Source organism: Arthrobacter sp. ISL-85 (assembly GCF_018613675.1).
Taxonomy (GTDB): Bacteria; Actinomycetota; Actinomycetes; order Actinomycetales; family Micrococcaceae; genus Arthrobacter.
The window spans coordinates 45,166-64,200 of record NZ_JAGGPQ010000005.1; the positions used below are offsets into that span (position 1 = coordinate 45,166).

Sequence of the window (19,035 nt, forward strand, 5' to 3'; positions counted from 1 at the left end):
GAGAGCGGTGACTGCACCAGCCAGTAGGACGAATATCTTCAGAACTTACGGTTCATCTCTCATTCGCGGCTCCTGTTTTCCCGGTTTACGGAATCCGGGTACACGGCTGGCGCGGTTCACGCCCGGCGGCCAGCAGAAATTGCAATATGCCCCCGGTGGGGCGGCGCGTGTTGGTTTCTACCAATTTTACGGCGGGGCAGGGCAAAAAGCGCCGGATGCCACGGCAGTGGATTGTTGATCGGTGCCCGCGGGGAGCCTGTCGTTCGCAGGCGCGGCGCATACGGCGTGACACCATGGAACACGATGAAACTGCGCGCTGATCAGACCGGAGACCGTGGCCTTCCCATGCCCTTATGGCTGCAGGGTGGCCTTGAAGCGGCGCAGGCAGCCATCATTTCGGCGCTGGTGGTCGTGGCGCCCATCGTGGCTGTCTGGGCCACAGCGGGTTTCCAGAACGGGCAGTTCGAGGTCCTGGCACGTCTGGCAGGGCAGTCCTGGCTCCTGGTCCACGGGGTGCCGTTGGAACTTGCCGGCGCCGGCACCGGGGCCGCCAGCCACGGCGGATCGGGCATCCTGAACCTGATTCCCCTGGGCCTGACCCTGATCCCATTCCTCCTGGCCTGGCGCGCCGGCCGCCGGCTGGCCCGCGCCTCCTACACGGACCAGCTGTGGCAGGCGCTGCTTGGCTCGTGGGCAGTCTATGCAGCGTTCGGTGCGGCCACGGGGTTCGTCTGCCGCAACGCCGACGTCGTCATCAACCTTTGGTACGCCATGCTGGTTCCCCTGGTTCCATTCGGGCTCGGCATGGTGATTGGGGCGCGGAGGGAAGCAGGGTCCTGGAGCCGGCTCATCGGCGTTGACGCGGTGGACTGGATATCGCGCACCAGCCAGCATTCCCGCTGGGCCGGATCATACTTTGCTTCCGCGGCGAAGGCAGGGTTCGTTGCCGTGTTTTCGGCCCTCACCCTGGCCGCAGCGCTGCTGGCCGTTGACCTGTTCATCCACTGGAACCTGGTGGTGTCCGTTTATGAAGCGCTCGACGCCGGCCCGGTGGGAGGTGCCGCCCTCACCATCGCGCAGCTTGGCTTCCTCCCCAACCTCGTGGTCTTCGCCCTCGCCTGGACATCCGGCGCCGGCTTTGCCATGGGGGCCGGCTCCCAGGCGGGGGCACTGGGTACTGCCGTCGGACCGCTTCCGTCCATACCAGTCCTGGCGGCCATCCCGTCGGGGACCCTGGACTATGCTTTCGTTGCCCTGATCGTTCCGGTGCTGGCAGGCGTCATGGCGGGATGGTGGTTCCTCCGGGAGGGCGAGAACCACTTCGATGAGTGGCTCGCCATCAAGGTCCACGCGCGCTGGTTCACGGCAACTGCCTCCACCCTGGTGCTCGGCGTGCTGGCTGGACTGGCTGCCGGACTGTTGACCATGTGCCTGGCCTGGATGGCCAGGGGATCAGCCGGCCTTGGGCGCCTCACCGCCATCGGACCGGACCCGTTGTGGACAGGACTATGGGTGGCCGCCGAGGTGGGTGCCGGCGTCGTCATTGGCTACGCGGCCGGGCCGTGGCTGGAAAGGGAGAAAATCCGGGCGGCGGAACAGGACGCCGAACTGGTCCACTAGGACCTGCCGGGATCAGCGGACGTTGGTGGGCAGGACATCCTGGAACTGCACCATGCATGCGTGGGTGGCCCGGTCCGTCAGCGCCCGGCCCAGGCAGGCCTGGTACTCGCGCACCTGGTTGAACAGGACCAGGGTGGTGACAATCAGCAGCACCATGACGGCCGCAACCACCAGCCCCGAAATGGTGCCCAAAAGGACCAGCTTGGACTCCTTCAGCCGGATTGCCCGGACCAGCAGGACTATCCCCAGAACCAGGCTCGCGGCGGTGAGCAGAATGGTCAGCCACAGATAACTGACGTCCAGCTGGTATACGAAGAACGCCCCGAGCACCGACACCACGAACGTCCGGAACAGGGTGTGGGTCTTGGCGAGGGAGGCTTTTCCCGCCTCGCTGAGCGGGGGTTTGGCCTGCTGCTGCCCGCTTCGGCCCGGTGCTCTGTTCATTTTTCCAGCGTACGCGAGCCTGCACCTAAGCTGGACCAATGCGTATCGTCGTCCTCGTTTCCGGAACAGGGTCCAATCTCCAGGCAGTTATCGACGCCGTCCAAGCGGGGGAGCTCGGCCTGGAAATTGCCGCGGTGGGAGCCGACCGCCCAGGGACCTACGGCGTCGAGCGCTCCGCTGCCGCCGGTATTCCCACCTTTGTGGTGGACTTCAAGGCCTACCCGGACCGCGCCGACTGGAACGCCGCGCTGACCCAGGCCGTGGCCGCCTACAAGCCGGACGTGGTGGTTTCCTCGGGGTTCATGCGGATCGTCAGCCCGGGCTTTATCGATGCCTTCAGCGGCAGGTACCTCAACACGCACCCCGCGCTGCTCCCCGCGTTCCCCGGCGCCCACGGCGTGCGCGATGCGATGGCGTACGGCGTTAAGGTCACCGGCTGCACGGTGCATTGGGCGGACGCCGGGGTGGACACCGGCCCCATCATCGCCCAGGAGGCCGTGGCCATCGAGGACTCCGACACCGAGGAAACCCTGCACGAACGCATCAAGGTGGTGGAGCGCCGGCTCCTGGTCTCCACGCTGGCCGCCCTCGCCGCGGACCCGTCGTTCACCGCCTCCTAGGCCGCCCTCGACGCGCACTGTCCGTTTCGATTCGCATATGCCGTTTCGCGGCCCACATACTGTGCGCGCCGGGGAACGTGCGCGTCGAAAATGAATAAGCGCGTAGCGGAAAGCGGCTACTGCAGGCGGGCCTGGCGGGTTTCAGGGGAGAAGAACGCCATCCACAGAACGGAGGCCAGCACCAGGGCGCCGGCCAGGGCGAAGGAGGTGGCCAGCCCGAATTCCGGCCAGAAGTAGTTGGCAAAGATCAACGGTCCAAAACCCGCTCCCAGGCGCGAGAACGTGGACGCCCAGCCGAACCCGGTGCCGCGCAGCTCGGTGGGATAAAGCTCGGACACATACGCATAGAGCACCGGAATGGCCACCTGCACAACGAAACCGAACACCAGCAGCCAGAACACCGCGGCCGTGGGGATATCCACCACGAACGCCACGATCACCAAAGTCAGCGCCGACAGCGGCCCGGTGATGGCGAGGATCCACTTGCGGCCCACCCGCTCCACCAGCAGCGCCGCCACCACAACGCCCAGGAAGCCGACGGCGGCCATGGACGCCGTGGTGATGAACGCCTTGTATTCGGCGAACCCGGCGCCGATCAGGATCCGCGGCATCCACGTCAGGGACAGGTAATACACCAGCAGGATGCTGAAGAACAGGGCCCAGGCAGCCGCGGTGATCTTCCAGTCGAACTGCCACACCGAGCGCAGCTGGGTCCAGGCACTGCCGGCGGAAAGCCGCGGGACATCCCGGGCATCGGGAAGGCTGTAGGCGCGCGGTTCCGCCCCCGTGGCTTCCACCAGTCCGTCAATGATCCTGGCGGCCTCCTCCCGCCGGCCTTTCCGGATCAGGAACAGCGGGGACTCCGGCACGCTGCGCCGGATCCAGAAGACCAGCAGGGCCGGCAGCACCATCACCAGCATGGTCAGGCGCCAGTCGCCGTAGAGGGCCACCAGGCCGGCCGAGACGAACCCCGCCAGGGCTGCGCCGACAGGCCACCAGCCGTCCATGGCAGTAAGCACCTTGCCGCGCTGCTTCCGGGGGGTGAACTCACCCACCAGTGCGTAATCCACCGGAATGCAGCCGCCCAGGCCAAACCCGGCCATGAACCGGAAGACGCAGAACCAGATGAAGTCGGGGGCGAATGCGCCCAGGACGGTGAACACGGAGAACAGCAGCAGCGTGGCGGTGAAGGCCTTCTTCCGCCCCAGGGTGTCCGCGATGGTTCCCCAGATGAAGGCGCCCAGGGCCATGCCGACCAGGTTCGCGGTGCCCACCCAGGCCGCCTCCCCGGCGGAGAGTGACCAGTGTTTGGACAGCAATGGAATGAGGATGCCGTTCAGGGTGACATCCCAGGCGTCGAACATGAAGCCGAGGCCCCCGATCAGGAAGATCCTGCCCTGGACTTTCCATCGCCAGGGTAGTTCCTGGACCACCTGTTCGCCGCTGGGCACAGTGGTGTAAGTATTCATCGCCGCCTCCTGTTGAAAACTCTAGCGGGGGCCCTGCGGCGTTCACACTCCGGGAGGCACAAGGGGCAACCGCGCCCTTCGCGATAAACTGGCCCCATCCCCACCAACCGCGGCCCTGTTCCGCGAGAAAAGACGGAGACATTTGTGAGCTTCACGCAGCATGAGCGCGTATCCATTGACCGTGTGCCCATCCGCCGGGCCTTGATCTCGGTTTACGACAAGACCGGTCTGGAGGAGCTCGCCGCAGGCCTGCACGCAGCGGGCGTGAAGCTGGTCTCAACCGGTTCCACCGCGAAGAAGATCGCCGCGGCGGGCATTCCCGTGCAGGAGGTTGAAGAAGTCACGGGTTCACCCGAGATGCTGGACGGCCGCGTCAAGACGCTGCACCCGCGCGTCCACGGCGGCATCCTGGCAGACCGCCGGGTTCCGGCCCACATGGAAACCCTCGCCAGCATGGACATCGAAGCCTTCGATCTTGTGGTGGTGAACCTCTACCCCTTCGTGGAGACCGTCAAGTCCGGTGCCGCGCAGGACGACGTCGTGGAGCAGATCGACATCGGAGGCCCCGCCATGGTGCGGTCGGCAGCGAAGAACCATGCCGCCGTCGCCATTGTGGTGGACCCGAATTTCTACGGCCAGGTGGTGGAAGCTGCTGCCGCCGGCGGCTTCGACCTGAAGACCCGCCGCCGGCTCGCCGCCAAGGCATTCGCGCACACCGCCGCGTACGACAACGCCGTGGCCACCTGGACCGCCGGCCAGTTCCTGGATGAGGACGGCGACGGCGTCATCGACTGGCCCGCCTACGCCGGCCTGTCCCTGGAACGCTCAGAGGTCCTGCGCTACGGCGAAAACCCCCACCAGCAGGCCGCACTGTACGTGGACAAGGCCGCGCCGGTTGGCATCGCCCAGGCGGACCAGCTGCACGGCAAGGCCATGAGCTACAACAACTTCGTTGACGCCGACGCTGCCCTGCGTGCCGCCTACGACTTCAGCGAACCCGCCGTTGCCATCATCAAGCACGCCAACCCGTGCGGTGTTGCCGTGGGTTCGGCAGACGCCGCCGACCCCATCGCCGATGCCCACGCCAAGGCCCACGCCTGCGATCCGGTCTCCGCGTTCGGCGGCGTCATCGCCGCGAACCGCACCGTCACTGCCGGCATGGCCAACACTGTCAAGGACATCTTCACCGAGGTGGTCATCGCCCCCGGCTTCGAACCCGAGGCCGTGGAGATCCTTTCCAAGAAGAAGAACATCCGCCTGCTCGCCCTGCCGGAGGGCTACGGCCGCTACCCCACGGAGTTCCGCCAGGTCTCCGGCGGCATGCTGGTGCAGGTCAGCGACAAGGTGGACGCCGACGGCGACAACCCCGCCAACTGGACCCTCGCCGCCGGTGCAGCCGCGGATGAGAAGACCCTCGCCGACCTCGCCTTCGCCTGGACAGCGTGCCGGGCAGCGAAGTCCAACGCGATCCTGCTCGCCGACAACGGAGCCGCCGTCGGCATCGGCATGGGCCAGGTCAACCGGCTTGACTCCTGCCGGCTGGCCGTGGAACGTGCCAACACCCTTGGCGTCACCGTCCAGTCCGACGTCGAAGGCGCCGGCGGTGCCTCCAACGCGGACGCGAGCGGCGCTCCCCAGCGGGCCCGCGGCGCCGTGGCCGCCTCCGACGCGTTCTTCCCGTTCGCGGACGGCCTGGAGATCCTGATCGACGCCGGCGTGCGCGCGGTGGTACAGCCCGGCGGCTCGGTCCGGGACGAGGAAGTGGTTGCGGCGGCGAACGCTGCCGGCATCACGATGTACTTCACCGGGGCCCGCCACTTCTTCCACTAATTCCCACCGCCGCCCTAACCTTGCTGGCGCTGGGCCAGGGAACCCTGGCGGCGTGGGCCCAGGTCAAATGACGACGGCGCCCGCCCCCTGCGATTGGGGACGGGCGCCGTCGTCGTATGTTCTGGATCAGTCCTGGTCTTCTTGGCGTGGGCCAGGCTTGGGAAGCTGGATCTCCCGGGGCTTCGCCTCCGCCATCCGCTCCTCTGTCCAGTATTCGAGGACTTCCTCGGGCGACTGGCTCAGGTCGATATGGCTGACGGGATCCTCACCCGGCTCAGGTTTAGGAGACTGCCGCATTGTTGTAGGTGGCCTGGATAACGGCGCCCCAGTACGGGCCGTACATCACGGCGGAGCCGTTGTAGCCGTAGCTGTTGATGGAGTTCTGGACGCCGTCCGAGCCGACGCCGAGGAACCATGGACCGCCTGAGGAGCCGCCCGTCATGTCACAACGGATCCCCTGGGTGCCGAACTGCGGGTTGTTGGTATCGTCCTTGGCCACGCCGTTGCAGCTCCAGAGGGACGTACCGTCGAACGGTGCAGCCTGCGGGTAGCCGTAGGCCGTGTAGGACTGGCCCCGTGCCTGGTTGAAGGCTGTGCCTGAGCCACCCACGACGTCCGTGAGGAGGCGGCCCTTGCTGTCCGGGTTGACCACGGCAAACCCGGTGTCATAGGTCATGTCGCCGCTGGAAACCCACTGGGTGGGGGCGTACAAGGCCTTGGCGGTCCACTTGCCGTAGGGTGCGGCGCCGTTGTCGTAGGCAGGCACGAAGACGAAGTTGGTGGCGTACGCGCCACTCTCATTCACGCAGTGTCCGGCAGTGGCTACAGTGCTGTGGTTGCCCGAGTTAAGCGCGTTGCCGGAGCACACATAGTTGGTAGTGCCCATGGTGAAGAAGACCTTGCCGATATGCGAAACGGGGTTCTCGCTCTGGGCGATGGTGGACTTGCCTTTGGTTCCCTTAGTGGTGGCAGGCTTGCCCTTCTGTACCAGGAGGGGGCTGGAGCGGTTGCCGCGTTCCAGGGCCTTGCCGGCAAGGGTGTCACCGGGAACGGCGCTCTGCATCCGCTCGGGAGTCCAGTAATCTGCTGCGCCGCCGGCGTCAACGGTGACGCTGGCGACGGACGGGTTTGCGTTTCCTTCGGACGGTGCCGGGGCGGCTGAAGCCCCGCCGGCCGAGGTAAGCGCAAGCACGGCGGCCGCCGAAAAAGTCAGGAGGCCGGAAGCCAGAGACCTGGTGCGTGTCATTGTTGTCCTGTCTGAACGGGGTTGGGCCCTGGATCGGGAGTGACTAAGCGAATTTATCGCCACCCGGCAAGTTTGTACACAGTAGTGAGATATCAAATACCGTCTTAGGTCCTTTACCTGTTCCCGCCTGCCCGGCCATTGAGACGGCGGCCCGGGCACCCGCATGCGTCCCGCCGTCGGACGTTCTCCATCGCTGTAATCCTGCTCACCGCCGGGGTAACGGTGGGACTCCGGTACGGTTCAATGTCCCGTCCTCGGGTAAGTTGTACATGGTGAAATAGACCGAATTTTTCACAACCAAGCCGACCCACAGGGAGACGCCCGCGCATGTCCAAGATTATCTACACCCACACCGACGAAGCGCCGATGCTGGCTACCTATTCGTTCCTGCCCATCATCGAGGCATTCGCTTCGACCGCAGGTGTGGAGGTGGAGACCCGCGACATTTCGCTCGCCGGCCGCATCATCGCCGTGTTCGGTGACTACCTCACCCCGGAGCAGCAGATCGGTGACGCCCTTGCTGAACTTGGAGAGCTGGCGAAGACGCCGGAAGCCAACATCATCAAGCTGCCCAACATCAGCGCGTCCATTCCCCAGCTGAAGGCCGCCATCGCAGAGCTGCAGGGCCAGGGCTACGCGCTGCCGGACTACCCGGACAACCCTTCCTCCGACGAGGAGACCGCCGTCCGCTCGCGCTACGACAAGATCAAGGGCTCGGCTGTGAACCCGGTCCTGCGCGAAGGCAACTCGGACCGCCGGGCACCGCTGTCCGTCAAGAACTACGCCCGCCAGAACCCGCACTCCATGGGCGCCTGGACCGCTGACTCCAAGACGAACGTGGCCACCATGGCGCAGAACGATTTCCGCTCCAACGAGAAGTCCGTGGTCATCGAGAAGGACGGCACCATCGCCATCCAGCTGGTCCGCGGGGACGGCTCGGTGAAGGTCCTGAAGAAGGCCTTCGCTGTGCTGGCCGGCGAAGTCATTGACGGCACCGTGATGCGCGCCGCCGCCCTGGACGAATTCCTGAAGGCCCAGGTTGCCCGCGCCAGGGAAGAGGGCGTGCTGTTCTCCGCGCACCTTAAAGCCACCATGATGAAGGTTTCGGACCCCATCATCTTCGGCCACGTGGTGAAGGCCTACTTCTCCGAACTGTTCGATACTTACGGCAAGCAGCTCGCAGCAGCCGGCATCAGCCCCAACAACGGTCTCGCCGCCATCCTCAGCAGCCTCGAGGACCTGCCCGCGGATGTGCGCGAGGGCGTCCAGAACCTGATCAAGAAGGGCCTGGAAGACGGCCCCGCCCTGGCCATGGTGGACTCCGATAAGGGCATCACCACCTTGAACGTCCCAAGCGACGTCATCGTGGACGCCTCCATGCCGGCAATGATCCGCAGCTCCGGCCACATGTGGGGCCCGGACGGCAACGAAGCGGACACCCTCGCCGTCCTGCCGGACAGCTCCTACGCCGGTATCTACCAGGTGGTCATCGATGACTGCCGCGCCAACGGCGCCTACGACCCCACCACCATGGGCACTGTCCCGAACGTTGGCCTCATGGCGCAGGCGGCTGAAGAATACGGCAGCCACGACAAGACGTTCGAGATCCAGGAAGCCGGCAAGGTGCAGATCGTTGACGGCGCCGGCAACGTCCTGATCGAGCACGAGGTTTCCGAGGGCGACATCTGGCGTGCCTGCCAGACCAAGGACGCCCCCATCCGCGACTGGGTCAAGCTGGCCGTCACCCGCGCCCGTGCGTCCCAGACCCCCGCCGTGTTCTGGCTGGACGAGGAGCGCGCGCACGACGCCAACCTCATCACCAAGGTCAACGAGTACCTGAAGGAGCACGACACCGAGGGCCTGGACATCCAGATCATGGCCCCCGTCAAGGCCATCGCCTTCACGCTCGAGCGCATCCGCAAGGGCGAGGACACCATCTCCGTCACTGGCAACGTGCTCCGCGACTACCTCACGGACCTGTTCCCCATCCTGGAACTGGGCACCAGCGCCAAGATGCTCTCGGTTGTTCCGCTGATGAACGGCGGCGGCCTCTTTGAGACCGGCGCCGGCGGATCGGCCCCCAAGCACGTCCAGCAGCTGCTCAAGGAAAACCACCTTCGCTGGGACAGCCTGGGTGAGTTCCTGGCCCTGGCCGTGAGCTTCGAGCACCTGGCCACCACCACGGGCAACGCCCGCGCCCAGGTCCTGGCCGACACCCTGGACCGTGCCACCGGCACGTTCCTGCTGGAGAACAAGTCCCCGAGCCGCCGCGTCGGCGAGCTGGACAACCGCGGCAGCCACTACTTCCTGGCCCGCTACTGGGCAGAGGAACTGGCCAAGCAGACGGACGACGCCGACCTGGCCGCCGCGTTCAGTTCAGTCGCCAACGAGCTTTCCTCGAAGGAGGAAACGATCGTGGGCGAGCTGGCCGCGGTACAGGGCTCACCCGCGGACATCGGAGGCTACTACCGCCCGGAGGAGGCCAAGGCGTCCGCCGTCATGCGTCCTTCGGCCACGCTGAACAAGGTCATCGCCAGCCTGGCCTGACACGGGCCGGTAAGGCATAAAGAAGCGGTGCCCTGGTTTTGAACTGCTCCAGTTCATTTTCTACCGGGCACCGCTTCTTTTCCGTTGTAGCGTCTGCAGCGCGGACTCAGTTCTTGCCTTTGCCCTTGTCGCCGTTGTTGTTCTTGCCTGCGTCCGCTCCGTTGCCGGCGGCGTTGCCCTGGGCGGGCGCGGGAGCCGCCTGAGAAGCTGGTGCCGGTGCGGGTGGGGGAGTCTGTGCTGCTTGGGCGGCGGCGATGCGGGCGTCCTCGGCAGCTTTCGCGGCCGCGGCCTGGGCGGCGACGGCTTCATCGAGGTCTGCCCGGACCGCGGTGGCCACGGTGGTGATGCTGCGGCGCCGCTCTTCGGAAACCTGGCCCTTCGCCTTCGCCGCGGAAAGATCCGCATCGAGACCGTCCAATGCCTTCAGCGCCGACACCGGATCGTTCTGGGACGAAGCCTGGGTTACCTCCAGGACCCGGGCCTGGAGCTGGGTTGCGGCTTCGCGCTGCAGCCCGTTTCCAGGGGCCGCACAGGCATTGAGGAGGGTTGCCGCCAGCAGGGCCGCCGCTCCGGCAAGCAGCAGCCGGCCCGGGGCTTCCCGCAACAGGGTCACGGGGCCACGCTCTTTTGGAGTTCCTGCAGATGGTCGCCAAGGACGCCGGTTACCGTGGGATAAGGGACCATGTCGGCGGGGCGCGCGGAGATGCTCATCATTACTGCGGCGGCGGCTGCGGCCACCACCAGGACACCGAGCACCACGGCAAGCCAGATCCAACGGCTCCGTGACAGGCGGGGCTTGCCGGGGGCCTTGGCTGCCGATGAGCCGGCCGCCGTCCCGGACAAAGTCTTTGAAGCAGGTGAGGCAGGAGCCTCTGTGCCCGTGGCAGCTGCTGCCTCACGCACTTCGTCCACCGATTCTTCTGCGGTGATGGAGGGAGGGTGGAAGGGCATGGCGGGAAGCACCCGCGTGGTTTCCGGGGCCAGTTCTCCCGGCGTAGAGGCGGGGGAGACCAGGGCCTGGCGCAGCGACGTTTCGATGTCCGCGGCGGCCGGCCGTTCCAGTGGCTCGATGGCTGTCATGGAACGGATGAGGTCCGCCCACTCGGAGGGGACGTCGTCGGGGATTTCCGGGGCACGGTGGAGCCGGGCAACTGCAGATTCCACCGCGCTGCCGGGGTATTCGATGGTGCCTTTGATGCACTCCAGCAGCACCAGTCCCAAAGAGTAGATGTCCGTGGCCGAAGACAGTGGCTTGCCGAGGGCCTGCTCGGGACTGAGGTAGGCCGCGGTGCCCACCATGGTGCCCGTGGACGTGAGCCGGGTGGAATCCACAATCCTGGCGATACCGAAATCCGTGAGCTTGGGGCGCAGCGGCTCGCCCGGCCGGATCTGCACCAGGAGTATATTGCCCGGTTTGATGTCGCGGTGGATAATGCCCAGGCCGTGCACGTATGCCAGGGCGTCGGCGATGCCTGCGCCAATGACGGACAGTTCTTCCAGCGGAACCCTGCTGTGCCTTATCCGGCTGCGCAGGTCCTGGCCCTCCACCAGTTCCATGGTCAGGAAGGGCCGGGGCTCATCCGGAATGCGATCATCGATACCGGCGTCGAAGAGGGTCACCAAACCCGGGTGATTGAGTGTGGCGAGGAGCCGTATTTCAGCTTCCTGCCGCTTTAGCTCATCCGCGTCCGGGGCCTGTGGGGCGAAGAGCTTCAGCGCCACATCGCGGCCCAGGTTTTCGTCCCGGGCGCAATACACCGACGACATTCCGCCGCGGCCTACAACTTCACCCAAACGGTAGCGACCGCCGACAACTTCATTCTTGATGGAGCTAGGCGATTCCGCCACCATGACCGTTCCTCCCGGTGCGCTGCGGCACTGTCGTACCTCAAATTATACGGGCGGTAGGCCGGAACCTGTGATCAACCCAGGCCTTCCCGGCCTGGCACGCCGACGGTCCGGCGGCGATTTCGAACACCTTCGCCGCCGGACCATTGGCTACAAGGACATGTGTGCTGATGACATGTTTTTGTATTGCTGTTATTTTTCGGGGCCGCCGTCCTCCTTTCGTCAGCCCGCTGCGTGCTGCCGCTTCAGGCGCACATTTGCGGGCGCTTATCGCTTTGCCGTGAGGCCTTTACGACACCTTGCGCTTGCGGAGAACCAGCAGCCCGGCGGCAAGGAGCAGCAGGGCCAAGGGAATCAGCGATCCGTCCCAGCCGGTGTTGGCGAGGCCGGTGTGGGCAGCGCCTGTGGTGGCAAGGGCACGGTTACCGGTGGCCGGGGTACCGCGGGGCACTGTCACAGTGGGGATGGCGCCGCTGACCGCGGTGGAACCGGCGGATGCTGCCGTGACGTCGCCTGCGCCAGTAGTACCGGTGCCGGTGGAATCACCGCCCGTGGTGCCGTTCCCGTTGCCCGCAGTGTTGTCTCCCGTGTTGTCCGAGCCCGGGGTGCTGGTTCCGGGGTCCACCGCCCCGGGATCAAGGGAGCCGGTGTCGCCGGTGGTGCCGTCGCCGGGGTTGGCAGTACCCGGGTCGGAAGTTCCCGGAGTGCCCGTGGTGGTGTCGCCGCCGAGCCCAATACCGAGGTCGACAACAGCATCCAGGCCGCCGTTGCCTACAGTGCTGTTGCCCGTATCGGTACCCAGGCCCACGGCTGCGTCGACGGCACCTGACGTGCCACCGTTGGTGATGCCGCCGAGGGTGAGGTCGAGGGCTGCGTCCACAGTGCTGCCGAGCCCGGTGGTGTCACCGTTGGTGATCCCGCCAAGGCCCAGGTCCATGGCTGCGTCGACGGCGAGATCCGCCGTGGTGCCGTCCGTGGTCCCGGTGCCGCCGGTGGTGGGGTCGGTGATGCTGCCGAGCCCGAGGTTGACGTCTGCTGCGGCTGCGAGGTCCGTGGTTGCGGGGTTGGTGATGCCGCCGAGGCCGAGGTTGACGTCTGCTGCGGCTGCCAGATCGGTGGGGCCGCTGGTTCCGGCGGGTGCCGGGGCGGTGGGGACGCTGCCAAGTCCGAGGTTTACGTTGGCGTCGACGGCGAGGTTCGTTGCCGTGCCGTCCGTGGTTCCGGTCCCGGTGCCGCTGGTGACGGGACCGGTGATGCCGCCGAGGCCGACGTTAACGTTTGCTGCGGCGGCGACGCCCGCGGATCCGGCAGGCGTTGGGTCACCCAGCAGGCCCAACGACGTCGAATTAGCGGGTGCCGCCGCCGAGATGAGGGCGGAAGCGGAAAGGTCCGTCCCGCTGGTGGTGTCCGCCGCGTTGGCGGCAGCGCAGCCGAAAGCCAAAAGGCCGCCGGCAAAGAGGGTGCTAAGCAGCCCCCTGCGAAGGGTGCAGTTCATGGTGGTTACTCCTGAAATAGTTGAGGGTGTTCGGGCGCTGGTCGGCTGCCCGTAGAGCCACGTGCTGCCCGCAAAAAGGGCAGGGGGCCTCAACTAGTCAGGAGAAGAACCGGGGTCGAATGCCACCGGCGCAGGGGCGTGCTCAGGGGCCTCGCCGGCGGAAACAGCGCCGGCTGGTACAAAGTCAAAGTCGAAGGGGTTGAGCCACGCTGCAGCACCGGAAGGGCCGCCGGACGATCCGCCATTGCCCGTGCCCGACGCCGGGGCTGCAGGAGCCTGGGCGGGAACGGGCGAGGGGTCAGCGGGAAGGGGCTGTTCCGAAAGAAGATCAGCTATCGCGGACACCGCAGGCTGCTGGACAGCCGTGTAGGCAAGGATGCCGGGACCAGCACTTTCCAGGGCTGCAATGCCATTGGCCTGTGCGGTCGGGGACAAGCTTTCAAAAGCCTGGGCAGCTTCCTGGGCCGCTTCCACGGCTTCCGGGGTCCCAGGGAGGGCAGCAGGCTGATCCTCTGCGAGAGCTGGGGCCAGCACGTCAGGAACATCCGCTTGCACGGCTGCCAAGGGTGGGACGGGCAGCGGAGCAGCGCCGGTCATGAGGTCAGAAACTGGCTGGAGTACCGGAATGGCCTCTGCCGCCGGGGCTACAACAACCTGGGCCACGCCGGCCGTTACGGTGTCGCCAAGCCCAACGACGGGGGCGGAGACGGCGGAAACAGTTCCTGACGGTACCACCTGGTTCACCACGGGAACGGCGGCAATGAGGTTGTCCGTAAGCCCGGAAACCGGCGTCACGACGGGCTGCAGCAGCCCGGGGGCTGCAACGGCTCCTGCCGGTGAGCCGGCGGGATTCAGTGAAAACGTATCCGCAAGCCCATGGGTCAGGGATGAAGACGAACTGGTAACTGTAGGGAACAGCGATGATGGGTCCGGCGTGGTATCGGCGGACGCAGCGGTGGACGAGAGCGTCAACCAAGTGACTGCGGCGGCCCCGGCAAGGATGGCGGGGCGCAGGGCACGCCATGGCGAACTCATACGAGCCATGCGTGCCACCCCCCAGTGTCCGGTGCAATCGTTGCCGTCTAAATGGTAAGACTGCTTATTGCCGTAAGTCCAGACCTGGCTACAGGGAATTTACAAATTCCCGGCAACGCGAGCAGGACGCGCCGATGACGGCGGTGGGCTGTGACGTTCCTGAGCGACGGAGCGAAAGCTGCACCCCGCCGTCGTCCGTCCGTCCGTTCAAGGACAGGCTAGTGGCTGTCATTGGGGTAGGTAACCCCGAGTTGGGCACGCACACCATCGAAAAGGCGCATGGTGTTCAACGTGTCCTCCAGCGGCATAACCGGGCTTTCAGTCAGCCCCTGCTGGACGCACCGCATCACCTCGCGCAGCTCGTAGGCGTAGCCCTTGCCCACTACGTCGAACGTTTCGGTCCGGCGCTCTTCCCACCCCTTGGCGATGACGAGTTCGCCGGGGTTGTTGATGGACCCCACGCTTTGCAGAAATCCACGGCTTCCCGCCACGGTGGCAGTTCGGGGTCCGTGGGCCAACAGGGAGGAGGTGAGCTGGACTTGGGCGGCGTGGCCGTAGCCTAGGCTCATGGCATTTTGAGCATCCACTCCGTCCTCATTGACGAACCCTGTGGCGCTGACGGTTTGCGGGAAGCCCAGCGTACCGAGCGCCCACAGGAGCGGGTAGACCGACAAATCCAGCAGTGCGCCTCCGCCGTCCTTCCGCGACCACAGCCTGGCCGTGGGGGAGTACGGTGCCGGGAAACCCAGATCGGCGGTGACCCAATGGATGTCGCCCAGCTCACCGGAAGCCGCGATTTCGAAAGCACGCTGCATGGAGGGCAGGAACCGGCTCCAGACCGCCTCCATCAGGAAAAGCTTGCGGCTGCGCGCAACCTCGATGAGCTCCGCCGCTTCCCGCGCGTTGATGGTGAAGGCTTTCTCGCAGAGCACATGCTTGCCGGCATTGAGGGCGGCGAGAACCATCTCGTGGTGCTGGGCGTGCGGCGTGGCCACGTAGACAACGTCTACGGCATCATCAGCGAGCAGCCGCTGGTAGCCGGGCACACCGCCGTCGTCCCCGTACGCCTTGGCGAAGTCATAGGCCACGGCGAAGGCATCTGCGGTGTCCTGGGCGCGGGAACTGACCGCGTACAGCTCGGCATCCTGAAGCAGCGCGAGATCCTGCGAGACAGCGCGGGCGATGCTTCCAGTTGCGATGATTCCCCAGCGCAGCGGAGCCCCCGTGGCGGACCGCGGATCCTGGTCGGCTTGCTTGGACAGCCATGGCGTGGCAATGGGAGCACTCATAAGTGCCATCCTGTCACAGCGGTGCAGGAGGAGCAGGGAACTTACGGCGGGGGGAGGAAGCGGACGACGGCGAGGGCCGGGAGCGCGTGCCCCCGGCCCTCGCTGCGCGTGTTAGGCGGTTGCCGCGACAGCCCGCTCCCGGGCCGGCTCTTCCGTCAACTTGCCCTGCTGCAGGCGGAACCGGCGGTCGGTCTTGTTCGCAAGGACCCTGTCGTGGGTAACCACCAGAATGGTGGTGTTGTGGTCGCGGCTCAGCGAGCTGAGGAGCTCGATGATGTGGTCCCCGGTCTGCTCATCGAGGTTGCCGGTGGGTTCATCGGCCAGGATGAGCTTCGGCTCGTTGGCCAGGGCCCGGGCAATTGCCACGCGCTGCTGCTCGCCGCCGGAGAGCCTGTTGATGCGCCGGTCGTGCTTGGACGGATCCAGCTGTACCTGCTCCAGCAACTCCTTGGCGCGCTCCAGCCTGGAGGCCTTCCGGACCCCCGCGAACTCCATGGGCAGCATGACGTTGTCCACAGCGGACAAGTTGGGGATCAAGTTGAACTGCTGGAACACGAAGCCGATGTCCCGGCGCCGGTATTCCGTCAGCTTGCTGTCCGGCAGGCTTGCCAGGCTGACGCCGTCCACGACGACGTCTCCGCTGGTGGGCTTGTCGAGGGCACCAAGGAGGGACAGCAGGGTGCTCTTGCCACTGCCGCTCTTGCCCACGATGGAGGCGAGGGTTCCCTGCTCCAGGACGAAGCTGACATCGTTGACGGGCTTGATGGTGCGGTCACCGGAGTTGAAGGTGCGGACCAGGTTCTTGACTTCAATCATGGCTATTCTCCTCGCAGGACTTCGATGGGACGGATTCGCGCCGTGAGCAGCGCGGGAACCAGGGCGCCGATGATGGCAACGCCGAAGACTGCAGCGATGCCGCCGGCGATGACTCCCGGCGATGCGCTCGCAGTCACGGAGTTCAGGAGCTGGGAAGCGCCGCCGAAGGGTCCGCGCTGGCCGCCTTGGAAGGCCCCACCGGCCCCGCCCGGGAAACCGCGGCCCGTGGTTGCAGCGCCCGTGGAGGTGTTGCTGCTGATCAGGGCGGAGGCAATCCCGTTGCTGGCGAAGGACGCGATGGCGGCACCGAATGCGCTGCCCAGGGCTGCCAGGACCAGGGCCTCGAGGACGAACTGCAGGCCGATGGTGCGGTTGGGTGCGCCGATGGCCTTCAGGACACCGATTTCGCGGCGGCGCTCGCGGACCAGCATCACCATGATGAGCAGGATGATCAGGCCGGCTGTGCCAAGGGCGGCGATGAAGGCGATGAAGGAGATGTTCTTGACGCTGTCCAGGGAGCTGACGGCGGTCTGCAGGTTCTGGCCCTGGGTGACGTCAGCCTTGTCAGAGCCCAGGGCGGCCTGCAGGGCCGTCTTTGCAGCGGCCACGTTGTCCATCGAGTTGACCGTGACGATCATGCTGGACAATTCGCCCGGGGTTCCGGCGAGCGTCTGGGCGGTGGGGAGGGTGATGTACACGGCGTTGTTGCCAAAAGCCGTGCCGGCGTCGAACAGTCCGGTCACCGTGTAGGTCTGGTCGTTGATGGTGAATGTGGAGCCGATGGACAGGTTGTTCTTTTCCGCCAGCGTGGTGCCCAGCAGCGCGCCGGTGGATGCTGCCGAATAATCGCCCAGCCCGGTGCCCTGGGTGATGTTCAGTCCCTTGCCCGTTGTGTCCACTTCAGCGCCGATGCCGGTGGCGGTGATGGGCAGGGAGCGGACGGGCTGCCTGGTGGTTCCGGTGGAGCCCGTGGTCCCGTTGGCCTGCTGATTGCGGTTGCCCAGTGTGCCTGCATCCACCGCGGCGGTGAGGCTGGTGGTCAAGGTGGCTGCGGCCTGGCCGCCGGGGCCCGCCTGCCCGGTTTGGTTGCCCGGCCCGCCCTGGCCGGTCTGGGCAGTTTGGGCCGCTTGTGCAGCGGCGGCTGCAGCGTTCCGCAGCCGCAGCGATGAGGTCCCGACGACGGCACTGACGTTTGGCACGGCGGCGGCGGTGGCTGCCTGGGCGGCAGTGAGCGGCTCACCGCCGCCTTCGAAGCCTTGGCCGCCGGCAGGATTGACAGTCAGGACGGTGCCGACGGAGGCGTTCAGCTCCTGCACTTTCGCTCCGACCGCCTGGTTCGCCACCAGCATGGCCAGTGCCAGGCCGATCGCGACGGCCAGCACCGCGACAACAGCTGCGGTGCGGACCTTGTTTCTGAAGGCATTGCCTACGCTTCGGGCGAGGACGCTCACGTTACTCCTATGACTCAGGTGCCGGCGCCGGGGGCCGGCTTCGCATCAACCCTTGCCCGGCATCCTGTGCAGGAATCCGGCCGAACCTGTGTTTGGGCTGTGAAGGCTGTTGCTGTTGAGGCAGGACACAGGAAAGCCCGGCCCCACGAAGGGACCGGGCTTTCCGCTCGCCGGGTTTGGCCGGCTGTTTCTACAGGAGTTACTTGGTGATCGGGCCGAGTACGGGGTCGTCCGTGTAGGCCGTCTTCACGTTGGCGGAGGTCACGATGACCGGCTCCAGCAGGTAGGCGGGAACCACCTTGTTGCCGTTGTTGTAGGACTTGTCGTCGTTGACCTCAGGCTTCTTGCCCGCCTGCAGGTCCTTGACCATGGTGATTGCGTGCTCAACGAGCTTGCGGGTGTCCTTGTTGATGGTGGAGTACTGCTCGCCGGCAAGGATGGACTTGACCGACTCAACCTCGGAGTCCTGGCCGGTGACAACAGGGATCGGCTTGCCGGCGGCCTTGACGGAAGTCAGGATCGCGCGGGCCAGGGTGTCGTTGGGGGACAGGACGCCGTCAACGTTGGCGCTGCTGTAGCTGCCGCTGAGCAGGGTGTCCATGCGCCGCTGGGCGTTTTCAGCCTTCCAGCCCTGGGTTACAGCCTGCTCGAACGTGGCCTGCCCGGAGACGACCTTGAGGGTGCCGTCGTCGATCTTCGGCTTCAGGACGCTCATGGCACCATCGAAGAACACCTTCGCGTTGGCATCGTCCGGGGAGCCGGCGAACAGTTCCACGTTGTAGGGGCCGGACGGCTTCTTGGCCTTGAGCCCGTCCAGCAGGGCCTGGCCCTGGAGGACGCCGACCTTGAAGTTGTCGTACGCCACGTAGTAGTCCACGTTGGCGGTGTTCAGCAGGAGACGGTCGTAGGCGATGATGGTGGCGCCGGCGTCCTTGGCCTGCTTGAGCTGGGTACCCAGCTGGGAGCCGTCGATGGCGCCCACGATGATCACCTTGGCACCCTTGGTGACCATTGCGCTGATCTGGTTCTGCTGCTCCGAGACGCCGCCGTTGGCGAACTGGACGTCAGCCTTGAACCCGGCGCCGTTGAGGCCGTCGTTGAACAGCTTCTCGGCAAGCACCCAGTTTTCACTGGTCTTCTGCGGAAGCGCAACGCCGATGGAGGAGCTCTGGTCGAATCCTGCGGCGCCGCTGCTGGAACCGCCGGACGGCTCCGAGCGTCCACAGCCTGTCAGCGCCAGTGCTGCGATGGCAGCTACCGCTGCGGCCTTTCCTGCATTACCAAACATTCGCATTGTTGGTTCTCTTTCTTTGTGTGATTGAACG

16 protein-coding genes are annotated in these 19,035 nt (G+C 66.0%); 4 read left to right on the forward strand and 12 right to left on the reverse strand.

Annotated elements, in window-relative coordinates; all coding sequences use genetic code 11:
* Positions 1-303 precede the first annotated feature (303 nt).
* On the forward strand, positions 304-1,620 hold the full coding sequence (locus J7I84_RS03115) for a DUF6350 family protein (RefSeq protein WP_214940517.1): 1,317 nt from the start codon (positions 304-306) through the stop codon (positions 1,618-1,620).
* A 12-nt stretch (positions 1,621-1,632) separates the two neighbouring features.
* Here the strand turns inward: J7I84_RS03115 and J7I84_RS03120 are convergent, their stop codons facing one another.
* Positions 1,633-2,064 carry a hypothetical protein gene (locus J7I84_RS03120; protein WP_214940519.1) on the reverse strand — a complete coding sequence of 144 codons (432 nt, stop codon included), beginning with the start codon at positions 2,062-2,064 and terminating at the stop codon, positions 1,633-1,635.
* Positions 2,065-2,102: 38 nt separating this feature from the next.
* Here J7I84_RS03120 and purN point away from each other — a divergent pair, with 38 nt between their 5' ends.
* Entirely contained in the window at positions 2,103-2,684 is a 582-nt protein-coding gene (purN, locus tag J7I84_RS03125; protein WP_214940521.1) for a phosphoribosylglycinamide formyltransferase, read from the forward strand.
* Between the two features lie 116 nt (positions 2,685-2,800).
* Here purN and J7I84_RS03130 read toward each other — a convergent pair whose 3' ends face one another.
* On the reverse strand, positions 2,801-4,153 hold the full coding sequence (locus tag J7I84_RS03130; protein WP_214940524.1) for an MFS transporter: 1,353 nt from the start codon (positions 4,151-4,153) through the stop codon (positions 2,801-2,803).
* Between the two features lie 144 nt (positions 4,154-4,297).
* Between J7I84_RS03130 and purH the strand changes: the two genes are divergently transcribed.
* Positions 4,298-5,983 carry a bifunctional phosphoribosylaminoimidazolecarboxamide formyltransferase/IMP cyclohydrolase gene (gene purH / locus J7I84_RS03135; RefSeq protein ID WP_214940526.1) on the forward strand — a complete coding sequence of 562 codons (1,686 nt, stop codon included), beginning with the start codon at positions 4,298-4,300 and terminating at the stop codon, positions 5,981-5,983.
* Between the two features lie 126 nt (positions 5,984-6,109).
* Here purH and J7I84_RS03140 read toward each other — a convergent pair whose 3' ends face one another.
* Both J7I84_RS03140 and J7I84_RS03145 read right to left on the reverse strand, forming a co-directional pair.
* Positions 6,110-6,280, reverse strand: coding sequence for a hypothetical protein (locus J7I84_RS03140; RefSeq protein WP_214940529.1), 171 nt, complete (start codon positions 6,278-6,280; stop codon positions 6,110-6,112).
* Positions 6,264-7,229, reverse strand: coding sequence for a serine protease (locus J7I84_RS03145; protein WP_214940531.1), 966 nt, complete (start codon positions 7,227-7,229; stop codon positions 6,264-6,266). Before J7I84_RS03145 ends, J7I84_RS03140 begins: the two co-directional genes overlap by 17 nt.
* 327 nt (positions 7,230-7,556) lie before the next feature.
* Here J7I84_RS03145 and J7I84_RS03150 point away from each other — a divergent pair, with 327 nt between their 5' ends.
* The gene (locus J7I84_RS03150) at positions 7,557-9,776 is read left to right on the forward strand and encodes an NADP-dependent isocitrate dehydrogenase (protein ID WP_214940533.1); all 2,220 of its coding nucleotides are present in this window, start codon (positions 7,557-7,559) and stop codon (positions 9,774-9,776) included.
* Between the two features lie 106 nt (positions 9,777-9,882).
* Here the strand turns inward: J7I84_RS03150 and J7I84_RS03155 are convergent, their stop codons facing one another.
* The 8 genes from J7I84_RS03155 to J7I84_RS03190 form a co-directional block, all read right to left on the reverse strand.
* On the reverse strand, positions 9,883-10,389 hold the full coding sequence (locus J7I84_RS03155) for a hypothetical protein (RefSeq protein ID WP_311381055.1): 507 nt from the start codon (positions 10,387-10,389) through the stop codon (positions 9,883-9,885).
* Positions 10,386-11,627 carry a serine/threonine-protein kinase gene (locus J7I84_RS03160; protein WP_214940535.1) on the reverse strand — a complete coding sequence of 414 codons (1,242 nt, stop codon included), beginning with the start codon at positions 11,625-11,627 and terminating at the stop codon, positions 10,386-10,388. Before J7I84_RS03160 ends, J7I84_RS03155 begins: the two co-directional genes overlap by 4 nt.
* Before the next feature lie 286 nt (positions 11,628-11,913).
* Positions 11,914-13,119 carry a hypothetical protein gene (locus J7I84_RS03165; RefSeq protein ID WP_214940537.1) on the reverse strand — a complete coding sequence of 402 codons (1,206 nt, stop codon included), beginning with the start codon at positions 13,117-13,119 and terminating at the stop codon, positions 11,914-11,916.
* Between the two features lie 93 nt (positions 13,120-13,212).
* On the reverse strand, positions 13,213-14,163 hold the full coding sequence (locus J7I84_RS03170; RefSeq protein ID WP_251046005.1) for a hypothetical protein: 951 nt from the start codon (positions 14,161-14,163) through the stop codon (positions 13,213-13,215).
* Positions 14,164-14,372: 209 nt separating this feature from the next.
* A complete protein-coding gene (locus J7I84_RS03175) occupies positions 14,373-15,443 on the reverse strand; it encodes a Gfo/Idh/MocA family protein (RefSeq protein ID WP_214940539.1) in 1,071 nt (356 codons plus the stop codon).
* A gap of 111 nt (positions 15,444-15,554) precedes the next feature.
* The gene (locus J7I84_RS03180; RefSeq protein WP_214940541.1) at positions 15,555-16,259 is read right to left on the reverse strand and encodes an ABC transporter ATP-binding protein; all 705 of its coding nucleotides are present in this window, start codon (positions 16,257-16,259) and stop codon (positions 15,555-15,557) included.
* A 2-nt stretch (positions 16,260-16,261) separates the two neighbouring features.
* Positions 16,262-17,710: an FtsX-like permease family protein gene (locus J7I84_RS03185; protein ID WP_214940543.1), complete on the reverse strand. Its 1,449-nt coding sequence runs from the start codon at positions 17,708-17,710 to the stop codon at positions 16,262-16,264.
* Positions 17,711-17,909: 199 nt separating this feature from the next.
* The gene (locus tag J7I84_RS03190; RefSeq protein WP_214940545.1) at positions 17,910-19,004 is read right to left on the reverse strand and encodes a sugar-binding protein; all 1,095 of its coding nucleotides are present in this window, start codon (positions 19,002-19,004) and stop codon (positions 17,910-17,912) included.
* Between the last annotated feature and the right edge of the window lie 31 nt (positions 19,005-19,035).

What these genes read in the sequence shown, in the direction of transcription:
- J7I84_RS03190 (WP_214940545.1), bottom strand. Translation starts at nt 19,004, where the DNA reads ATGCGAATGTTTGGTAATGCAGGAAAGGCCGCAGCGGTAGCTGCCATC.
- J7I84_RS03175 (WP_214940539.1), bottom strand. Translation starts at nt 15,443, where the DNA reads ATGAGTGCTCCCATTGCCACGCCATGGCTGTCCAAGCAAGCCGACCAG.
- J7I84_RS03165 (WP_214940537.1), bottom strand. Translation starts at nt 13,119, where the DNA reads ATGAACTGCACCCTTCGCAGGGGGCTGCTTAGCACCCTCTTTGCCGGC.
- J7I84_RS03170 (WP_251046005.1), bottom strand. Translation starts at nt 14,163, where the DNA reads ATGGCTCGTATGAGTTCGCCATGGCGTGCCCTGCGCCCCGCCATCCTT.
- purN (WP_214940521.1), top strand. Translation starts at nt 2,103, where the DNA reads ATGCGTATCGTCGTCCTCGTTTCCGGAACAGGGTCCAATCTCCAGGCA.
- J7I84_RS03150 (WP_214940533.1), top strand. Translation starts at nt 7,557, where the DNA reads ATGTCCAAGATTATCTACACCCACACCGACGAAGCGCCGATGCTGGCT.
- J7I84_RS03160 (WP_214940535.1), bottom strand. Translation starts at nt 11,627, where the DNA reads ATGGTGGCGGAATCGCCTAGCTCCATCAAGAATGAAGTTGTCGGCGGT.
- J7I84_RS03145 (WP_214940531.1), bottom strand. Translation starts at nt 7,229, where the DNA reads ATGACACGCACCAGGTCTCTGGCTTCCGGCCTCCTGACTTTTTCGGCG.
- J7I84_RS03180 (WP_214940541.1), bottom strand. Translation starts at nt 16,259, where the DNA reads ATGATTGAAGTCAAGAACCTGGTCCGCACCTTCAACTCCGGTGACCGC.
- J7I84_RS03140 (WP_214940529.1), bottom strand. Translation starts at nt 6,280, where the DNA reads ATGCGGCAGTCTCCTAAACCTGAGCCGGGTGAGGATCCCGTCAGCCAT.
- J7I84_RS03130 (WP_214940524.1), bottom strand. Translation starts at nt 4,153, where the DNA reads ATGAATACTTACACCACTGTGCCCAGCGGCGAACAGGTGGTCCAGGAA.
- J7I84_RS03120 (WP_214940519.1), bottom strand. Translation starts at nt 2,064, where the DNA reads ATGAACAGAGCACCGGGCCGAAGCGGGCAGCAGCAGGCCAAACCCCCG.
- J7I84_RS03115 (WP_214940517.1), top strand. Translation starts at nt 304, where the DNA reads ATGAAACTGCGCGCTGATCAGACCGGAGACCGTGGCCTTCCCATGCCC.